Source organism: Actinomadura meyerae (assembly GCF_900188445.1).
GTDB classification, from domain to species: Bacteria; Actinomycetota; Actinomycetes; order Streptosporangiales; family Streptosporangiaceae; genus Spirillospora; species Spirillospora meyerae.
Window position 1 is genome coordinate 16,374 of record NZ_FZOR01000050.1, and the last position, 17,094, is coordinate 33,467.

Here is a 17,094-nt window from a genome sequence, read left to right on the forward strand (position 1 = left end):
GGCACTCGCGCGTGCCGGCGGGCCGCGCCGCCTTCAGCCGGGGCCCTCAGCGCGCCCGCGTCACGACGGGACGGAACAGCCTCTCCATGGACTCCCCCAGCGCCGCGGCGTCCCAGCGGGAGCTTCCGGACAGCACGCGGAGCGGCTCCGGGTCGCTATAGAGCGTGACGTCGTAGCCGTTGGCGCCGATGACGCGGCCGGTCAGCCAGTCCGAAGCCTCACTGGCGAGGTAGGCCGCCACCGGTGCCACGTTCTCGGCGGCCCGTTCGTCCTCGGTGACCGTGCGGGCCTTCTTCCGGCCGCTGGGGATCGACGCGGTCATCCGGGTGGCGGCGACCGGCGAGATCGCGTTCGCCGTGACGCCGTACCGCGCGAGGCTGTTGGCGCAGGAGTAGGTCAGCCCCACGATGCCCATCTTGGCCGCGGCGTAGTTCGGCTGGCCCGGAGCCCCGCGCAGACCCGAGACGGAGGTGAAGTTGATGATGCGGAAGTGGCCGCCCTCCCCGCGCCGTTCGCGCCAGTGGGCGGCCGCCGGCTTGATGGTGTTGAAGTGCCCCTTCAAATGCACCCGGACGACGTCGTCCCACTCCTCCTCGGACATGTTGAAGATCATCCGGTCGCGGAGGATGCCCGCCGCGTTGACCAGCACGTCGAGCCGGCCGAACCGCTCCACCGCCGTGCGCACCAGCCGCTCCCCGGTGGCGGGCCGCGAGACGTCGCCGTGGTCGGCCACCGCCGATCCGCCCGCGCGAGTGATCTCCGCGGCCACCTCGGCGGCGGGCCCCGCGTCGCCGCCGCTTCCGTCGAGGTCCACACCGAGGTCGTTGACCACGACCGCGGCGCCCTGTTGCGCGAAGAGGCGGGCGATGCCGGCGCCGATGCCCCGGCCGGCACCGGTGACGACCGCGACTCTTCCCTCTAGACCGTTCATGCGCTTCGCATCCTCCGACTGTCTCGTGACCGATCGTGCTGGGTCTGCCTCATCACGGCCGCGGATCACCGTCCTCGGGCGACGCGGTCACCACCAGGACGTCGAGCGCTTCCACCTGGGAACCGTGCACCCACCACGGGTTGACCTCGAGGGCGCGCAGCGACGGACCGAGGGACGCGGCCGCCCGGGTCAGGGCGGACACGGCGCGCGCGACCGCGCCGACGTCCGCCGGCGTCCCGCCGCGGACGCCCCGCAGGATGGCGGCGCCGCGCAGCTCGCCGAGCATCTCCTCGACCTCGCCCGGGTCCACCGGCAGGGCGCGCAGGCTCACATCGTCCAGCACCTCGACGAAGACGCCGCCCAGGCCGACGGCCAGGACCGGCCCGAAGACCGGGTCGACCGTCACGCCGGCGAACAGCTCGATGCCGCCGCGGCGCATCGGCGTGACCAGGACGCCCTCGACGTCCCCGGTGTGTGCCCGGCCGGCGGCGTGCACCCGGTCGAAGGCGGCGCCCACTTCCCGCGGTCCGGTCACCGCCAGCGCCACTCCACCGATGTCCGACTTGTGGGCGATGCCCGCCGAGCACACCTTGAGCGCCACCGGACAGCCCAGCGCGTCCGCGGCCGCCTGGGCCTCCTCCCGAGTGCGCACGAGCGCCGCCGGGACCAGCGGCGCGCCGTGGGCGGCGAGCAGGTCCCGGGCGGCCGCCTCCGACCAGGGACCGGTGCGGGCGGGCGGGCGCGGAGCGGGCACGGCGGCCGGCGAGTCCTCGGCGGGACCGGGCGCGTGCCGGAGCAGCCGCCGCCGCGCGCGGCTCCAGCGCAGGGCGTGGCCGACGGCCGTCATCCCCAGTTCGATGCCCGGAAGGACCTGGAGGCCGTGCCGGTCGAGCGCCTCACGGGCGTACGGCGCGAGGTCGGTGCACGTCGTCGAGTAGTGCACGACCGGTTTCGCCGCCGACCTCGCGGTCTCGGCGAGCGCCGCCAGCCGCCGGTCGAGCGGCTCCGGGTCCGGCGGCTCCCGCGACGGCAGGCTGAGCGAATTGAAGACGAAGTCGACGGAGGGGTCGTCCACCATGGCCTCCAGGCACAGGTCGGCCAGCCCCCGGCCGCCCGAGGGAGGGCGCGCGAGGACGAACCCCGTGACGTCCAGCGGGTTGCGGGCCACCGCGAACGGCGGCAGCAGCTCGGTGAGCCGGTCGCACGTCCCGGATGCGAGCTCGGGCACCTCGATGCCCTCGTCGCAGGCCCGATCGGCGATGATGTCGCAGGCGCCGCCGGACGCGCTCACCACGCCCATGCGCGGCTCCGCGAGCGGAAGCCCCTGAGCCAGCAGATCCGCGGTCACCAGCAGTTCCTCGAGGCTCCGCACGCGCACCACCCCCGAGCGCCGGAACACGGCGTCGGTCACCGCGTCGTCGCCGGCGACCGCACCCGTGTGGGCCAGCGCGCTGGCGCGGCCCGCGTCGCTGCGGCCGACCTTGAGCACGACGACCGGCTTGCCCGCGCTCAGGGCGCGGCGGGCGAGGTCCACGAAGCCCCCGGCGTCGCGGATGGTCTCCAGGAACATCGCGATGGCGCGTGTGCGGTCGTCTTCGAGGAGGTGGGCGAGGACGTCGGTGGCCGTGACGACCGTCTCGTTCCCCATCGAGGACAGCAGGCTCAGCCCGATGCCGTGGCGGCTCGAGAAGTCCAGCACGGCGCTGGAGAGGGCCCCGCTCTGGAGCACCACCCCGACACCGCCGGGCCGCAGCGGGGAGGTGACCGGGAGCCCGAACGGCGCGGCTCGGGCGCGCGGATTGATGTAGCCGAGGGTGTTGGGACCGAGCACGGTCAGGTCGAGTTCGATCGCGCGGTCGAGCAGTTCCCGTTCCCGGCGATGACCGTGCGCGCCGCTCTCGCCGTAGCCGGAGGCGAGCACCACGAGGTTGCGCACGCCCGCCTCGGCCGCCTCCTCCATCACCGCGTCCACCCGCTCGGTGGCGACCTGGCAGAAGGCGAGGTCCACCGGTTCGTCCAGCGCCCGGAGGCCGGGCACGGCGGGAAGCCCGAAGACCGAGGCGTGGCGCGGGTTCACCGGCACGATGCGCCCCGGGAGGCGGCCGGCCCGCAGGCTCGCGACCACCAGGCGGGACCAGCCGGAGGACTCGCTGGCGCCGACGAGAGCGACGCTCCGCGGCGCGAACAGGGCGCGCAGGCGCGCCGGCCGGGCCAGGCGGCGGCGTGCCGCCTCGCGCTCGGCGGGACCGGCCGGTGCCGCACCGTCGACTGTGCCGGACATCGAACGCCCCTTCCCCGGCCGCCGCCGCGCACCCGGTCGGCCCTGCGAGCGGCCCGCCAACTTAGAATTCGATTCTAAGTTGGAGCCTGCGCCACTGCCCTATCGCCTGTCAATGGGTTGACAGGTGAAGCCGGGGCCAGTAGTTCTAGAACTCAATTCTAAACTGACCGATCGGGCCGAGCCCACGCGATGGCGCCGGCGAACCGACAGGAGCCGAGGGATGGCGCTGAATCACGCGCTCGTCGGGGTCCCGAGCGAGTCCGCGACCCGCTCATGGGACGGCATCGACACGCTGCTGTACGCGCTGGGCGTCGGGGCCGGCGCCGAGGACCCGCAGCAGGAGCTGGCGTTCACCACGGAGAACACCGAAGGGGTCGACCAGCGGGTGCTGCCCACGTTCGCCGTCCTGGTCGCACAGGCGCAGGGCGGCCCGCGCCGCCGGCTGGGCGATTTCGACCCCGCACGGCTGGTGCACGCCGAGCAGGCCTTCCACCTGCACCGGCCGCTGCCCGTGGCCGGTTCGGTGACGGTCACCTCCACGGTCACCGACATGCTCGACAAGGGCCGGGGAGCGCTCGTCCGGACGGAGAGCGTCGCCACCGATGACGACGGCCGCCCGCTCGTCACGGCCAGGAGCGGTGCCTACATCACGGGTGAGGGAGGCGCCGGCTCGGTGTCGGCCGAACGCTCCGGCGACCGGCCGCTGCCCGGGGACGGCCCCTGGAGCCGGCCCGAGCGCGAACCCGACCACCGCGTCGTCTACCGCACGCGCCCCGACCAGGCGCTCCTCTACCGGCTCAGCGGCGACCGCAACCCGCTGCACTCCGATCCGGCGTTCGCCGCGCGCGGCGGCTTCGACCGCCCGATCCTCCACGGCCTGTGCACCTACGGCTTCACCGGCCGGGCACTGCTGCACACGGTCTGCGGCTCGGACCCGGGAAGGTTCCACTCCATGTACGGCCGCTTCAGCCGGCCCGTCTTCCCCGGCGACGTGCTCGTGGTGAACCTCTGGCGGGACGGCGACGACCGCACCCTGTTCCAGACCGAGACCCAGGACGGCACGGTCGTCATCGACCGCGGCGTCGCCCACCACTCCTGAGACCCTCCAGAGACGAGGTCCCGGTGCCCACCCGTCGAGCGGCCGTAGCCGGCATCCACGAGTATCCGGATCGCCTGATCCCGGGTATGAGCAGACTGCAGATCAAGGCCGTCTCCGCAGGACGGGCCCTGGCCGACGCCGGCCTGGACTGGGCCGACGTCGACGCGCTGTACGACGCGGGTGAGACGGGTCCCATGGCGGGGATCGCCGTCGCCGAGTACTTCGGCATCACCCCCCGGGTGATCGACACCACCGCGGTCGGCGGCAGCTCCTACCAGTTCCACGCCGCGCATGCCATGCGCGACATCGCGGCCGGCCGCGCCCGGGTCGCGCTGCTCACCTACGGCTCGACCGCCAGGAGCGAGTCCCGGGCGATCGGCACGGGAGGGCGCGCGGGCCAGGCGACGCCGGCGAGCTCGATGGAGACGCCGTACGGCCTCAACCTGATCGCCAACTACGCGCTCGCGGCCCGCCGCCACATGCACGAGCACGGCACGACACCGGAGCAGCTCGCCGAGATCGCGGTGACCACCCGGGCCCACGCCGTGCGCAACCCCGAGGCGGTGGCCGCGCTGCGGGCGCTCGGCATCCGCCGCACCGGCGAGATCACCGTCGGGGACGTCCTGTCCTCCCGCCGGATCGCCGACCCGCTCCACCTGCTGGAGTGCTGCCTGGTCTCGGACGGCGGCGGCGCGGTGGTGATCGTCGCCGAGGACGTCGCCCGGGACCTGCGCCGCCCGCCGGTGTGGCTGCTGGGGGCCGGCGAGGCCGTGGGCTACCCCGGCAACGACCGGGACATCACCACCAGCGCGGCCGCGCGCTCGGGCCCGGCGGCGTTCGCCGAGGCGGGCCTCACGCCCGCCGACATCGACGTGGCCATGGTCTACGACTCCTTCACCATCACGGTCCTGACGATCCTGGAGGACCTGGGCTTCGCCGAGAAGGGCGGCGGCGGAGCCCTCGTGGAGGGCGGACGCCTGCGCTGGGACCGGCCCGGAGCCCCGGCGCTCAACACCGACGGCGGCGGGCTGTCCTCCAACCACCCCGGCATGCGCGGGATCTTCCTGCTGATCGAGGCGACCCGCCAGCTGCGCGGCGAGTCGACGTCGCAGGTGCCGGGCGCCCGGCACGCCATCGCCCATGGCAACGGCGGCCTCCTCGGCACCCGCCACGCCGCCGGCACCGTCATTCTGGGCACCGACTGAGGAGGACGGCGATGAACGCCGAAAGCACGGGCACCTCCGGCACCGGCCGGCCGGACCCGCGACGTCCGCTCCCGCTCTTCCCCGAGCCCGACACCGAGCCCTGGTGGCGGGCGACCGCCGAGCACCGCCTGCTCTACCAGGCCGGCGCGTCGGGCCGTCCCGTCTTCTATCCGAGGCTGGTCGAGCCCGGCGCGATCCGGCCCGGCGTGCGGTGGCGGGAGTCCGCCGGGGCCGGCACCGTCTACAGCCACACCGTCCTCCGGCAGCACGGCCACCCGTTCTTCCGCGCGCGCCTGCCCTACGTCGTGGGGTTCATCGATCTCGACGAGGGCTTCCGCATGCTCGCCGAGATCGATGCGGACCCCGAGGAGATCCGGATCGGGATGCGGGTCCGGGTCGGCTGGGAGGACCACGACGGTCTCAGCGTGCCCGTCTTCGTGCCCGCTGGGGGCGGGGACTCCGTCCAGTAGCCTGGTTCCGCCCTCCCCCGAACCCGCGAACCGACACGGAACAGGCCCACTCGATGCCACGACGAACCGCCTCAGGCCAGTCACCCGGCGGCGGGACCCGGCGGTGGCGGTCGACCGAGACGGTCCGCACCGAGATCCTCGACGCCGCCCGGTACGTCTTCGCCTGGCGGGGCTTCGCCGAGGCGAGCATCAGCGAGGTCGTGGAGCGCTCGGGGGCGAGCGTCGGCAGCATCTACCACCACTTCGGCAGCAAGACCGACCTGTTCATGGCGCTGTGGGAGCGGCACCGCGACGAGCAGGTCACGATCGTGCGCCAGGCCGTGACCGACGCGCAGGCGGCGGGCGTCACCGATCCCTTCGACCTGCTCGTCGCCGGCGCACGCGCCTACCTCGAGGCCACCTGGCCCCGCCGCGACCTCGTGCGCATCTTCCAGGACGGCGACACGCCCCCGGGCTTCTCCGCGGAGCAGCGGCGCAGCGGCAGGGCGTGGCTGAACCGCAACTTCCGGCTCCTCGGCGCCACCGACGAGCCGGTGAACCGCGTCCTGGTGTGGCTGGTCACCAGCTACATCGGTGAGGCCCGCCGCGAGATCGCCAAGGAGCGCACGGCGCGGGCGGCCCGCCGGCAGGTCGAAGCGATGCTGGAGGTGCTGGAGCGGATGCGGCCGCTCCTCGCGAGCGCCGGCATGCGGCTCGTCGTCCGGGACGACGAGGAGCGCTGAGACGACGCCGCCGGCCGGGCGGCCGGGACCGCCCGGCCGGGGCGGGCCGACGGCCGTCGGCCCGCGGCGCCCGTCTCGGCTCCCCGGGTTTCGATTCCCGAGGTCTCAGATCCCGAGCCGGTCGGCCAGCCGCAGCCGGAAGGCCGTGGTGTCGCCGAACAGCACCTGGCCCGCCTTGGCGCGCTTGAGGAACAGGTGCGCGTCGTGCTCCCAGGTGAAGCCGATCCCTCCGTGGATCTGCAGGTTCTCCGCGGCGGCGCGGAAGAACGCCTCGGCGGCCGCCGCCTTCGCCAGGCCCGCCACCACGGGCACCTCCTCCGCGCTCGCCCCGCACGCCCACGCGGCGTACCGGGCGCAGGACCGCGCGCCCTCGATCTCGACGAGGACCTCGGCGCACTTGTGCTTGATGGCCTGGAAGGAGCCGATCTCGCGGCCGAACTGGCGGCGCTGCCGGGCGTAGCCGACGGCCATGTCCAGGCATGCTTGGGCGGCACCCACCATCTCCGCGGCCAGCAGGACGTACGCCCGATCGCGGGCGGCGGCGAGCATGGCGCTCCCGGCCCCCTCCTCGCCGATCGGGGAACACGGCGCGTCGTCCAGGACGATCTCGGCGAGCCCGCGCGTCGGGTCGAGTGCCCGCACCGGATGCCGTGTCACGCCGGGGCCCGCGGTGTCGACGGCGAACACCGACGGCCCGGCCGGCGTGCCGGCGACGACCAGGCAGACGTCCGCGGCGAGCCCGTCGAGCACCAGTGCCACCCGGCCGCTGACGGTCCATCCGCGGCCGGGGCGCGAGACGGCGGTCGCGGCGCCTCCGACCGCGTCCCAGTCCGCGCCGGGCGCCAGCCAGCCGACCGTGACGACGCTCTCCCCGGCGGCGATGCCGGGCAGGTGGCGGGCCTGGGCCTCGTCGTCGCCGCTGGCCAGCAGGAGGGGGACGGCCAGGCCGAGGGTCGTCAGCAGCGGACCGGGAAGCAGCACCCGGCCGGTCTCCTCGAAGACGTGCGCGAGCGTCTGCACATCCGTTCCGGTGCCGCCGTGCTTCTCCGGTATGCCTATGCCGTGCACACCGAGGTCGACGGCGAGGGCGCGCCAGACGTCCGGGTCGTGCTGCACCGGTCGCCCCATCAGCTCGCGGGCACGGGCCAGTGGTGAGCGCGTGTCGAGGAACCGGCCGACGGCGGCGCGCAGATCCTCCTGTTCGGCGGTGACGGCGAGACTCATCGGCCCGCCCCCGTGCGCTCCTTGGGGAGCCCGAGGACCCGCTCGGCGATGATGTTGCGCTGCACCTCCGCGGTGCCGCCCCAGATCGTCCCCGACCGGGCCGAGAGGAACCGCTCCTGCCAGCGTCCCGGCCCCTCCTCGTCGGCCCCGCCCGCGGTCAGGGCCTCGGGGCCCAGGAGATCGAGGGCGATCTCACCGAACCGGCGGGCGTACTCCGACCACCGGATCTTGGTGACGGAGCCGTTCTCGGCCCGCGCCGTCGGGTCCTGCCCCGCGGCCAGGGCGGCGAGCAGTTGGAGACCGGAGAACCTCATGGTCTCGATCTGGGTCCAGGCCCAGGCCAGCCTCTCCCGGACGACCGGGTCGTCTGCGAGGCCGCGGGCCCGGACCTCTTCGACGAGGGCCCAGAAGTCCCGCGCGTAGCCGACATGGGCGATCGTCGCCCGGTTCCCCCGCTCATGCCCGAGGGTGGTCACCGTGACCCGCCAGCCCTGGTTGAGGCCGCCGATGACGTTGAACAGGGGCACCCGCGCCCCTTCGAGGAAGGTCTCGGCGAAGCCCGAGCGGCCGTTGAGCTGGCGGATCGGCCGGAACTCCACGCCCCTGCCCGGCCCGTTGTCGGCGACGGGGAGCAGGACGTAGCTGATCCCGGCGTGCTTGGGGGCGTCCGGGTCGGTACGGACCAGGCAGAACATCATGGTGGACTCGTAGTAGCCGGAGGTCCACACCTTCTGGCCGGTGATGACGAGCTCGTCCCCGTCGACCACGCCCGACGTCCGGAGGCCCGCGAGGTCCGACCCGGCACCCGGCTCGGAGAAGCCCTGGCAGTACACGTGCTCCCCCGAGATGATCCGCGGGAGGAAGTAGGCCTTCTGCTCGTCGGTGCCGTGGGCGATGATGGCGGGGCCGACGGTCGTCTCGGCCCGTCCGCGGGTCACCCGCGGGACCCCCGCCCGGTCGAACTCCTCATTCATGATCGCGACCTCCACGGGCCCCAGGCCCCGGCCGCCGTACTCGCGCGGCCAGGAGACGCACATGTAGCCGGCCTCGCACAGCACCTTCCCCCATGCCTTGAGCGCTTCGGTGTGAGGGCTGTCGGGCGGGGCCGGCCATTCGACGCCGCGCAACCCGGAGGGCGCGTGCTCATCGAGCCAGGCGCGGAACTCGCGGCGGAACTGCTCGGCCTCGGGCCCCGGGTCGACGGCGGACGCCGTGGGCGGCAGCGGCCGGTACGCCGTAGGGCGGTCGGTCATGACGGCACCTTTCCTGGGTCGGGTCATCGGGCGGGTCCTCCGCCGGCCGGGTCTCGGCGAACCCGGCGCGGGGGTCGGCGGGGCGGGTCGTCCATCACGGGTTCGTCGGTCACCGTGCCGCTCGCGTACAGCTCGGCGACCTCCTCGTCGGTCATCCCGAGCAGGCCGGTGAGCACCGCCCGGTTGTGCTGTCCGAAGACGGGGGCGGGCCGCCGGATCCCCCCGGGCGTGCGGTCCAGCCGGAAGCCCAGCCCGGGGTAGGCGTGGGTGCCGGCTTCGGGGTGGGTCAGCGTGGTGAGGAATCCGCAGGCGCGCAGCCCGGGGTCGGTGGCGACCTCGGTGCCGTCGCAGACGGGCGCCGCCGGCACGCCGGCGGCCTGCAGGGCCTCGGCCGCCGCACGCTTGCCGCGCGTCCGGGTCCAGGCCGCCACCGCCTCCTCGATCTCATCCTGGTGGGCCAGCCGGCCCTCGATCGTCGCGAGGCGTCCGTCGGCGGCGAGGTCGGAACGGCCGAGGACGCGGCAGAGTGCTCGCCACTCCGCGTCGTCGCGCACCGCGACGACGACCCACTCGTCATCGCCGGCGGCCGGGAAGGCCTCGTGGGGGGCGGCGCCCGGCACGCGGTTGCCGTCCGGAGCGGGCGGCGCCCCTCCCTCCAGCCGTTCGAGGACGAACTCGCCGATCCAGTGCGCCGCGGCCTCGGTCTGCGGCACCTCCACGTGGCACCCGGTACCGTCGTGCGCTCGCAGCTCCAAGGCGGTGAGCACGGCGGCGGCCGCGTTGAGCCCGCCGATCGGGTCGAGGATCGCCGGGCCGGTGAGCACCGGTTCGTCGTCGTCGCCGTACCCGATCAGCCCCGCCATGCCGCAGGCCGCCTCCATCGTCTTGCCCATGCCCTGGTGGGTGGACATGGGGCCGGTCGACCCGAAGGCCGGCATCTCCACGACGACCATCTGGTCGTTGACCGCGGCGATCGCCTCGTAGCCGATGCCGAGGCGGTCGAGAACGCCGGGAGTGAAGTTGGCGATCAGGACGTCGCTCACCGCGGCCATGCGCCGCACGACCTCCACCCCGCCCGGCCTCTTGAGATCCAGCGACAGCGAGAGCTTGTCGTGGCCCTGGGTGTTGAAGAGCAGGTCGCGGTTGTAGGGCTTCTCGCCGGGATCGAAGTCGGGGTAGTGGTGGGGTGGACCGCCGGTCAGGAACCCGCGCCAGCCGTCGGGACGGCGCGGCGGCTCTATCTTGACGACCTCGGCCCCGAGCCATGCCAGGCTGCGGGTCGCCATGGGCCCGGCCCACGCGGTGGTCATGTCGATCACCCGGACGCCGGCGAGGGGTCCGGTGGCCTCCGGCAGCGGGGAGCCGGCCGCCTCGGCGATCACCGGTCCTCCCCCGGGCTCCCGGGGTCCGCCAGGCCGGGGCTGGGCATGTCGGCGAGGTAGGGCGAGCCGGAAATGCGGAACACCGGTCCGAGGGCTTGCTCCTCCCTGCCGTCGCGGGAGGACCGCAGGCTGCGCACGAATCCCCGGTCGCGCCACTGATCGGATGCCACCAGCTCCTCCAGGGTCCAGACCCGCTCGCAACTCACCCTCAGCTCCTGCGCCCGGGTGACCACCTCCTCGGTCGTCATCCGCAGGGCGCGTTCCTGGAAGACCTTCACCAGCTCGTCCCAGTTGCGGATGAGCGACCCGGGCCGGTCGAAGCGGGGATCGTCGACGAGCTCCTCGGCGCCGAACGTCCGGCACACCGCCGCGGGGTCGCGTATCGCGAACATCACGATGTAGCCGTCGGCGCAGCGGAGCGTGGCCAGCAGTCCGGTATAGCGCGCCCTGGTCTCGGTCGTGCCGTTGTAGCTGTACTGGGTCACGAAGTTCTGCCCCATGGCGGCCATCGACTCGAAGACCGAGGCGCGGACCCTTTGCCCGCGTCCGGAGCGGCGTCGCTCGTGCAGTGCCGCCAGTACCGACACGAAGGCCGTGGTGCCACAGGCGTAGTAGGCCCGGCGGCCGACGCCGTACAAGGGTTGCCGGTCGCTGCGGCCGGTCGCGTTCATGTAGCCCGACAGGGCCTGGTGCACCATCTCGTCAGCGCTCCAGCCTCCGTACGGACCGTTCTCCGGGAAATCGCTCACCAGGCATTCCACGACCGTCGGAGCGAGCGGGGGCAGGACGGTCCCCGCGTCCCGTATGACCACGTCGGCACGGGCCACGAGCGCTCGCAGCCGCGACTCCCTGGCCGGCTCCTCGTCCGGCAGCGTCACGGACGCCTTTCCCTGGTTGAGCTGACGGAAGAGAAGAGAGCCCGTGTCGTCGTCCGCGGCGAAGGGCGGCTCCCGGCGCGTCGGCGTGCCCCCGCTCGGTTCCGCCAGGGTGACGTCGGCGCCGTAGCCCGCCATCAGCTTCCCGCAGTACTGGCCGGCCACACCCGAACTGAGGTCGACGACGCTCAGGTGCCCCAGCGCGGCGGGGCGGGACATGTCACGCAGCGGCGGCCGGCTCATGAGTACAGATCCGAGGACGCCTTCATGACCCGGCTCATCATCAGCACGGAAGCGACCGGCGTACCGCGGCGACTGGCGACCGTCTCGGTCCACATGTACTCCGTCTTCGGAGTGCATCCGAGCGCTCGCACCGTGCTGGAGACGTGATAGGTCTCGTCGAGCAGCAGCGGACCGGTCAGGTGGCGGATCTCGATCGCCCCGTACAGTCCCACCCCGGCCCCGCGCCGCTCGGCGATGGCCTTCTTCACCGACTCGAAGGTGAACCACACCTCGGTGGGAGGCGACGCGACGGCGGGGCCCCAGGGCGAAGACTCCGCGTACCAATCGAGGGGCTCGGTCACCAGGTCGCGGCGCAGGCGGTCACGCTGCCGCTCGCCGTCGAGCCGCAGCTCGCCCAGATCGATCACCTCCCCGACCTGGAGGGAGGACAGGATCCGGACCTCGTCGGCTCCGCGGTCGGTCATCCTGTCCGCGAGGCCGCTCCGTCCCCGGGGGTTCCCGGCCGTGGCCGAGCCCTCCCAGACGCGCTGCCCCTCCGCGGTGTCCATCCACAGCTCCGCTCGTCCCGCCTCCGCCGCGGGGGGCCGCGCGAACGCCCGCACCGCTTCGCCGTCGACGGTGGCGCGCCGGAAGTACGCGGCCATGGTCCCGCTCTCGAACCACTCCCGGCCGAAGAGGCGGAGCACCAGCGGCACGGCCTGCTCCATGTGGTAGCTGCCGGCGATCGTGCCGCCCCGGAAACCGAGCCGCTGCGCGGTCGCGTCGTCGTGGATGCTGCCGGACGCCGTGAGGTGAAGGTTGCGAGGGCGTCGCGCTTCTCCGGCCAGCGTCCCGCCGCCCGTGCCCGTCGTCTCCGTCATGAGCGCCGGCCTCCCGCGCCCGCTGCCGCAGCCTGCCGGCTCATCGGTCGAGCCCCAGGTACGCGAGGTTCACGTTGCCCTGGACGGACGTGGTCTCCTTCGCACCGGTCACGTCGGAGTGCCACGCGAGCGGCTCGGGGATGAAGTACAGGCCGATGAAGGGCACATCGTCGGCGGCCACGGCATTGATCCGCTTCATGATCTTCTTCTGCTCCTCCTCGCCGTAGGTGGTGAGCAGCTCCCGAACGAGCGGAGTCTCGGCGGTCTCGCCCTTGCCCACGTTCGCGGGCGAGTCCTGCCCGTAGAACCTCGGGTAGACGTACAAGGGGGAGGTACCGCCCATCGCCGAGATCAGCATCAGGTTCTCGGTACCGGGGTAGAAGTTCTTCGTCGCCTCCGCCGTGGGCATGGTCTTGACCTGGAGGTCGATGCCCGCCTTCGCCAGCTGGTCCTTGAGGACCACGGCGTTGTCGGCGTACGGGAAGGAACTGAGGGCCACGGCCTTGATGGTGAGACCGTCGCCGTGGCCGGCCTGCCTCAGCAACTCCTTGGCCTTCTCGAGGTCGTGGGGCTGGGCGTTCTCGACGCTCGCGTCATAGAAGGGGCTGTTGGGCGGATACGGGCCCCAGGTGGGCGTCGTCCACACCCCGCCCGACACCGCCTGGGCCATGGCCTTGCGGTCGATCGCATGGCTGATGGCCTGGCGCACGCGCACGTCGTCGAGGGGCGGCTTGGAACGGTTGAGGTTGATCGAGGTCCAGCCGGTCGCGATGTCGTTGCCGCCGAGCGTGATCCCCGGCTGGTCCTTCAGCTGCGCGATCAGCGTGGTGTTGAAGCCCCAGGCGTAGTCGACGTTTCCCGCGGCCACCTCACCGGCCAGGGCCGAGTTGTCCGTCAGGATCCGCCATTTGATCTTCTCGACCTTCGCGGCGGGAGTGCCCGCCTCGGTGTAGCCGTCCCAGCGGGTCAGCTCCGCCGAGACACCCGGCTTGTAGTCCGTGAGCTTGTAGGGGCCGGCGCCCACGGGCCGGCTCGCGAACCGTTCGCCCTCCTTCTCGCGGGCGGTCGGCGAGGCGATCATGCCCATGCGTCCCGAGAGCAGATCGGGCAGGGCCGCGTAGCGCTTGCCGAGCTTGAACACCACCGTCCGGTCGCCTTCGGCGGTGATGGCGGTGACCTCCTCGGGAACCTGATTTCCCATCTTCTTGCACTGCGTCAGGCTCTTCGCGACGGCCGCGGCGTCCATCACGGTGCCGTCCTGGAACTTCAGACCGGGCTTGAGCGTCAGCCTGAGGCTGAGCTTGTCGCCGGAGAACTCCCAGCTCTCCGCGAGCCCCGGGCCGAGCTTCCCGGTCTTGTCGTCGGCCTTGATGAGCGGCGCGTACAGGACGTTGACATACGCCAGCTCGGACCCGTTGCTGGCTCCGCACGAGTCGAGCTGCGCCGGCGTCTGCTGAGTGGCGACCTGCAGGACGCTCGCGGATTTTCCGCTGCCGCCCTCCCCTCCGCACGCCGCCGCGGTCGAGGCCAGGGCGACGACCCCGATGGCGGCCCAGTGCACTGCGCGACGGCCTTGTCCGATGTTCCTGCGTACTGGTTGCACTGCGACTCCCGTCGACCAGGGTCTGCGGTAAGCCCCGTCTCACGCGCGTCCCATCCGAACATGTTGCACTGGGGATGCTAAAACATTGAGCCATCAGGTGCCAGGCCCATTAGGGATGATCTGTCGCGACCGGCATGAAGGTGCACAGCAAGTGAGGTGACAGCCTGAAGAATCCGGGCTTCGACGGAACGGCGAGGTGGACATGCGGGATGAGATCGCGCGACGTGGCCCCGAGGCGCTGCGGCGTTGTGGGCGGCCGTCAGGTGAGTGTCGGGAAGGCGAGCCGGGCCGGCGAAGCCGACCCGGCCTGGCTGGAGCGGGTGCGCCGCCGGGCCGCCGTGCGGGGCGCGATCACGGTGTTCGCGGGGGTGTGGACGGGCGCCGATCCCACCGGGGCGATGAGTCGCGGCCACACCGAGATCGCCGAGCTGTCGCGCCGCATCGTGCGCGATACCGCCACCTCCTGAGTGCGGGCATGACCGCGGCGGCGGCGACGTCCCATGGCGACGACGTGCAGCCGGGGGACGCCGATGCCCACTTCGGCCGCGACGGCGGCGGCCGTGGCGCCGTTGTCGCCGGTGACGATGTGGACGCGCAGTCCGGCGTCATGGCAGCGCCGGACGGCGTCGGCGACCTGCGGGCGCGGCGGATCGTACAGGCCGACCAGGCCAAGGAGGCGCAGCCCGGTCTCGGCCCGTCATGGCCTGGACGAACATGCCCTCCAGACCGTCGCCGAACCGCTCCGGCGGCCGGACGTACGCAGCCCGGACGGCCTCATCCCCGTCCAGGCGCCCGCATCAGCGCCTCGCGGCAGGTTCGTTCGGCGGTTCAGTCGGGGTGCGGCGGAAGCGTCCGGGCGGGACGCCGTACCGCCGCTTGGACGCGTTGGCGGGAGCGAACTGCGACGAATGGCCCTACTGGTGATGGGGGGAGTCCTCAACGGGTCCCAATGTGTGGTTTGACCTGCACGGATAACATTTTCGGCACGTGCACGGGAGCCGGTGGGCTTTCCACGGGGCCGAGACCGTACTGGACTGCGGCGCGGGTGAGGTCGGCCTTGTTGCGAAGGCCGAGTTTCTGCCGGATTCGCTGGACGTAAGTGTCGATCGTCGCCTTCGACAGGCCGAGTTTCGAACTGATCTGCTTGTGCGTCCAGCCCTCGGCCACCAGCGCCAGCACCTGGCCCTCCCGCTGGGTCAGTCCGCTCGGGAGGACGACCGGGGCGGGAGGGGGCGGCCCGGCCGCCTCGGAGAACAGCTCCCCGCCGATCGATCCGGACAGGAAGAAGCGGTCCCGGGCGACGATGCTGAGCGCGACGATGAGGGTTCTGGCCTCGGTGGTCATGTCCAGGTAGCCGTGCAGCCCGGCGTGGACCAGCGCGCTGAGCCGGCCGCGGTCGAGCCCCTGGGAGATGCCGAGGACCAGGGAGCGCTGCGTCCAGTCGCGCAGGTCGCTCATGAACCGGTCGTCGATGACCTGCGGGAGGGCGAGCAGCAGAATGGGCGGTTCGCACGTCTCCCGGAGGAGCGCGTGAACCTCGGCGGCCGCCTGGACCGCGGTCACGCGGTAGAACCGGGAAGCGGATTCCAGTGCGCTGAGGACGCCTCTCATCAGCAGCGAGCCGTCGTGCAGGAATAAGACGAGTTGTGGCGCGCGGTCCGCCGCGGCGGCGCCGATGATCTCGTGCACCGATGGGGAACGGATGTCGTCCTGTCTCTGTCCCAAGCTCATCAATCCTTCGGGGGTGCCAGGTCTCCGAGCATCTGTGCGAGGTGCGCTCCGAGGGCGGCGGGCGAATCGGTGGTACGGCCGCCGTCCCCGACCTCCTCGTGGTGGGGGCCTCCGTTTCCGTGCGCCGCCCAGCCGGCGGCGTACCGGTGCCGGTTCGGACTTCCCGGCCCGGACAGCGAGATGATGGGGGTGTCCAGGGGTGGCAGGGGCCGGTGCTCGTACTGCGCCAGCAGGTGGTAGTCGGCGCGGAACGCGGGCTCGAAGACCTCGCGCAGATCGTCGGCCGCCGCGATCTCCGGCGGTATGCCGCCCAGGGCGACGAGCCGGCTCCAGAACTCCGCCGAGTCCAGGGCGAGCAGTTCTTCCGGCGTGCGGTTCGCCTGGTCCGGCGGCGGGTACCCGCTCACCACCAGGCGGGCCGGCGCGGGGCCGCCGAGTTCGCGGACGCGGTGCGATACCAGGTAGGCGAGCAGGGCTCCGGAGCAGTCGCCGAAGAGGACGTACGGGCGGGTCGAGTGCGGGAGCAGCGCCTCGGCCAGGTCGGCGGTCAGGGGGGCCAGTTCCGTGCGCGGGGGCTCGTTGAACCGGGCCTCGCGGCCCGGCAGGGCCACCGCCCACAGTCCGAGCCAGGCGGGCAGGTGCCGGGCGAGACCGGTGAAGACGTTGGGCCCGGCGCCCGCGTTGGGGAAGGCGAACACCCGGATCGCGGGTTCCGCGGAGGCTCCGGTCAGGCGCGTCAGCCAGAGGCCGTCCCCGGTCATCCGGGATGGGCCGTCGATCGGCCGAGGACGGACGAGAACTCGGCGAGGGTGGGCGCGTCGAAGATGTCGAGGATCGTCAGCGAAACGCCGGTGCGCTCGCGGACCCGGGTCAGGATCCTGGCCGCCGCCAGGGAGTCTCCGCCGAGCTCGAAGAACGAGTCGTGATCACTGACCGGGACCCCCAGGACTTCCTCCCAGATGGTCCGCAACCCGGCATCCGTGCCTTCCGGTGCCGCTGCGTAGCCCGCCATGCCGTCCGCGACCTCCCCGGAATGATCAACAACTTGTGTGCATGGTAAGTGACACCATCCCGGTCTTCCCTGTCAATTAAATGAGACGTCGCCGCTTGTTCGGATGTCCCTCTTGTGTGACATCGGATCAGCGGACCGGACGTGGACCTCCGAAGAGTGACTTGTCCGGTATGACGCCCGGTTGGTCGACTTGGCCCGTGAGC

16 protein-coding genes and 1 pseudogene are annotated in these 17,094 nt (G+C 72.6%); 5 read left to right on the forward strand and 12 right to left on the reverse strand.

Going from position 1 to position 17,094, the window contains the following annotated elements; translation table 11 throughout:
- Nucleotides 1-46 precede the first annotated feature (46 nt).
- The gene (locus CHF16_RS34350) at nt 47-931 is read right to left on the reverse strand and encodes an SDR family NAD(P)-dependent oxidoreductase (RefSeq protein WP_089330355.1); all 885 of its coding nucleotides are present in this window, start codon (nt 929-931) and stop codon (nt 47-49) included.
- 52 nt (nt 932-983) lie between these two features.
- Complete coding sequence (locus CHF16_RS34355) at nt 984-3,212, reverse strand: acetate--CoA ligase family protein (protein ID WP_089330356.1); 2,229 nt, start codon at nt 3,210-3,212, stop codon at nt 984-986.
- A 220-nt stretch (nt 3,213-3,432) separates the two neighbouring features.
- Here CHF16_RS34355 and CHF16_RS34360 point away from each other — a divergent pair, with 220 nt between their 5' ends.
- The 4 genes from CHF16_RS34360 (at nt 3,433) to CHF16_RS34375 (ending at nt 6,708) form a co-directional block, all read left to right on the forward strand.
- Nucleotides 3,433-4,311 (forward strand): MaoC/PaaZ C-terminal domain-containing protein, encoded by an 879-nt coding sequence (locus CHF16_RS34360; RefSeq protein ID WP_089330357.1) that lies wholly within the window; start codon nt 3,433-3,435, stop codon nt 4,309-4,311.
- 86 nt (nt 4,312-4,397) lie between these two features.
- Nucleotides 4,398-5,516 carry a thiolase C-terminal domain-containing protein gene (locus tag CHF16_RS34365; RefSeq protein ID WP_143228224.1) on the forward strand — a complete coding sequence of 373 codons (1,119 nt, stop codon included), beginning with the start codon at nt 4,398-4,400 and terminating at the stop codon, nt 5,514-5,516.
- An 11-nt stretch (nt 5,517-5,527) separates the two neighbouring features.
- Nucleotides 5,528-5,986: a Zn-ribbon domain-containing OB-fold protein gene (locus tag CHF16_RS34370; RefSeq protein ID WP_089330359.1), complete on the forward strand. Its 459-nt coding sequence runs from the start codon at nt 5,528-5,530 to the stop codon at nt 5,984-5,986.
- Between the two features lie 53 nt (nt 5,987-6,039).
- Nucleotides 6,040-6,708 carry a TetR/AcrR family transcriptional regulator gene (locus CHF16_RS34375; protein ID WP_089330360.1) on the forward strand — a complete coding sequence of 223 codons (669 nt, stop codon included), beginning with the start codon at nt 6,040-6,042 and terminating at the stop codon, nt 6,706-6,708.
- A 105-nt stretch (nt 6,709-6,813) separates the two neighbouring features.
- Here the strand turns inward: CHF16_RS34375 and CHF16_RS34380 are convergent, their stop codons facing one another.
- From CHF16_RS34380 to CHF16_RS34400, 6 genes are read right to left on the reverse strand one after another with little or no spacing between them, the layout of a single operon-like run.
- A complete protein-coding gene (locus CHF16_RS34380) occupies nt 6,814-7,932 on the reverse strand; it encodes an acyl-CoA dehydrogenase family protein (RefSeq protein WP_089330361.1) in 1,119 nt (372 codons plus the stop codon).
- On the reverse strand, nt 7,929-9,185 hold the full coding sequence (locus tag CHF16_RS34385; protein ID WP_089330362.1) for an acyl-CoA dehydrogenase family protein: 1,257 nt from the start codon (nt 9,183-9,185) through the stop codon (nt 7,929-7,931). The genes CHF16_RS34380 and CHF16_RS34385 overlap by 4 nt, the downstream gene beginning before the upstream one ends.
- A gap of 23 nt (nt 9,186-9,208) precedes the next feature.
- Entirely contained in the window at nt 9,209-10,567 is a 1,359-nt protein-coding gene (locus CHF16_RS34390) for a CaiB/BaiF CoA transferase family protein (protein WP_089330363.1), read from the reverse strand.
- A complete protein-coding gene (locus tag CHF16_RS34395; RefSeq protein ID WP_179271838.1) occupies nt 10,564-11,685 on the reverse strand; it encodes a CoA transferase in 1,122 nt (373 codons plus the stop codon). The genes CHF16_RS34390 and CHF16_RS34395 overlap by 4 nt, the downstream gene beginning before the upstream one ends.
- A complete protein-coding gene (locus CHF16_RS40625; protein ID WP_179271839.1) occupies nt 11,682-12,545 on the reverse strand; it encodes a hypothetical protein in 864 nt (287 codons plus the stop codon). The genes CHF16_RS34395 and CHF16_RS40625 overlap by 4 nt, the downstream gene beginning before the upstream one ends.
- Nucleotides 12,546-12,585: 40 nt before the next feature.
- Nucleotides 12,586-14,106 carry an ABC transporter substrate-binding protein gene (locus tag CHF16_RS34400; protein ID WP_179271840.1) on the reverse strand — a complete coding sequence of 507 codons (1,521 nt, stop codon included), beginning with the start codon at nt 14,104-14,106 and terminating at the stop codon, nt 12,586-12,588.
- Nucleotides 14,107-14,411: 305 nt separating this feature from the next.
- Here CHF16_RS34400 and CHF16_RS41670 point away from each other — a divergent pair, with 305 nt between their 5' ends.
- Nucleotides 14,412-14,615 carry a hypothetical protein gene (locus CHF16_RS41670; protein ID WP_143228225.1) on the forward strand — a complete coding sequence of 68 codons (204 nt, stop codon included), beginning with the start codon at nt 14,412-14,414 and terminating at the stop codon, nt 14,613-14,615.
- 74 nt (nt 14,616-14,689) lie between these two features.
- On the opposite strand, the pseudogene CHF16_RS42000 reads toward CHF16_RS41670, so the two are convergent.
- From CHF16_RS42000 to CHF16_RS34420, 4 genes and pseudogenes are all read right to left on the reverse strand, one after another.
- Nucleotides 14,690-14,830: pseudogene (locus CHF16_RS42000) on the reverse strand (HAD family hydrolase); the annotation flags it as partial.
- A gap of 254 nt (nt 14,831-15,084) precedes the next feature.
- Complete coding sequence (locus tag CHF16_RS34410; protein WP_179271841.1) at nt 15,085-15,837, reverse strand: helix-turn-helix transcriptional regulator; 753 nt, start codon at nt 15,835-15,837, stop codon at nt 15,085-15,087.
- A gap of 41 nt (nt 15,838-15,878) precedes the next feature.
- Nucleotides 15,879-16,640 (reverse strand): thioesterase II family protein, encoded by a 762-nt coding sequence (locus CHF16_RS34415; protein ID WP_089330367.1) that lies wholly within the window; start codon nt 16,638-16,640, stop codon nt 15,879-15,881.
- The gene (locus CHF16_RS34420) at nt 16,637-16,849 is read right to left on the reverse strand and encodes a phosphopantetheine-binding protein (RefSeq protein WP_179271842.1); all 213 of its coding nucleotides are present in this window, start codon (nt 16,847-16,849) and stop codon (nt 16,637-16,639) included. Before CHF16_RS34420 ends, CHF16_RS34415 begins: the two co-directional genes overlap by 4 nt.
- Between the last annotated feature and the right edge of the window lie 245 nt (nt 16,850-17,094).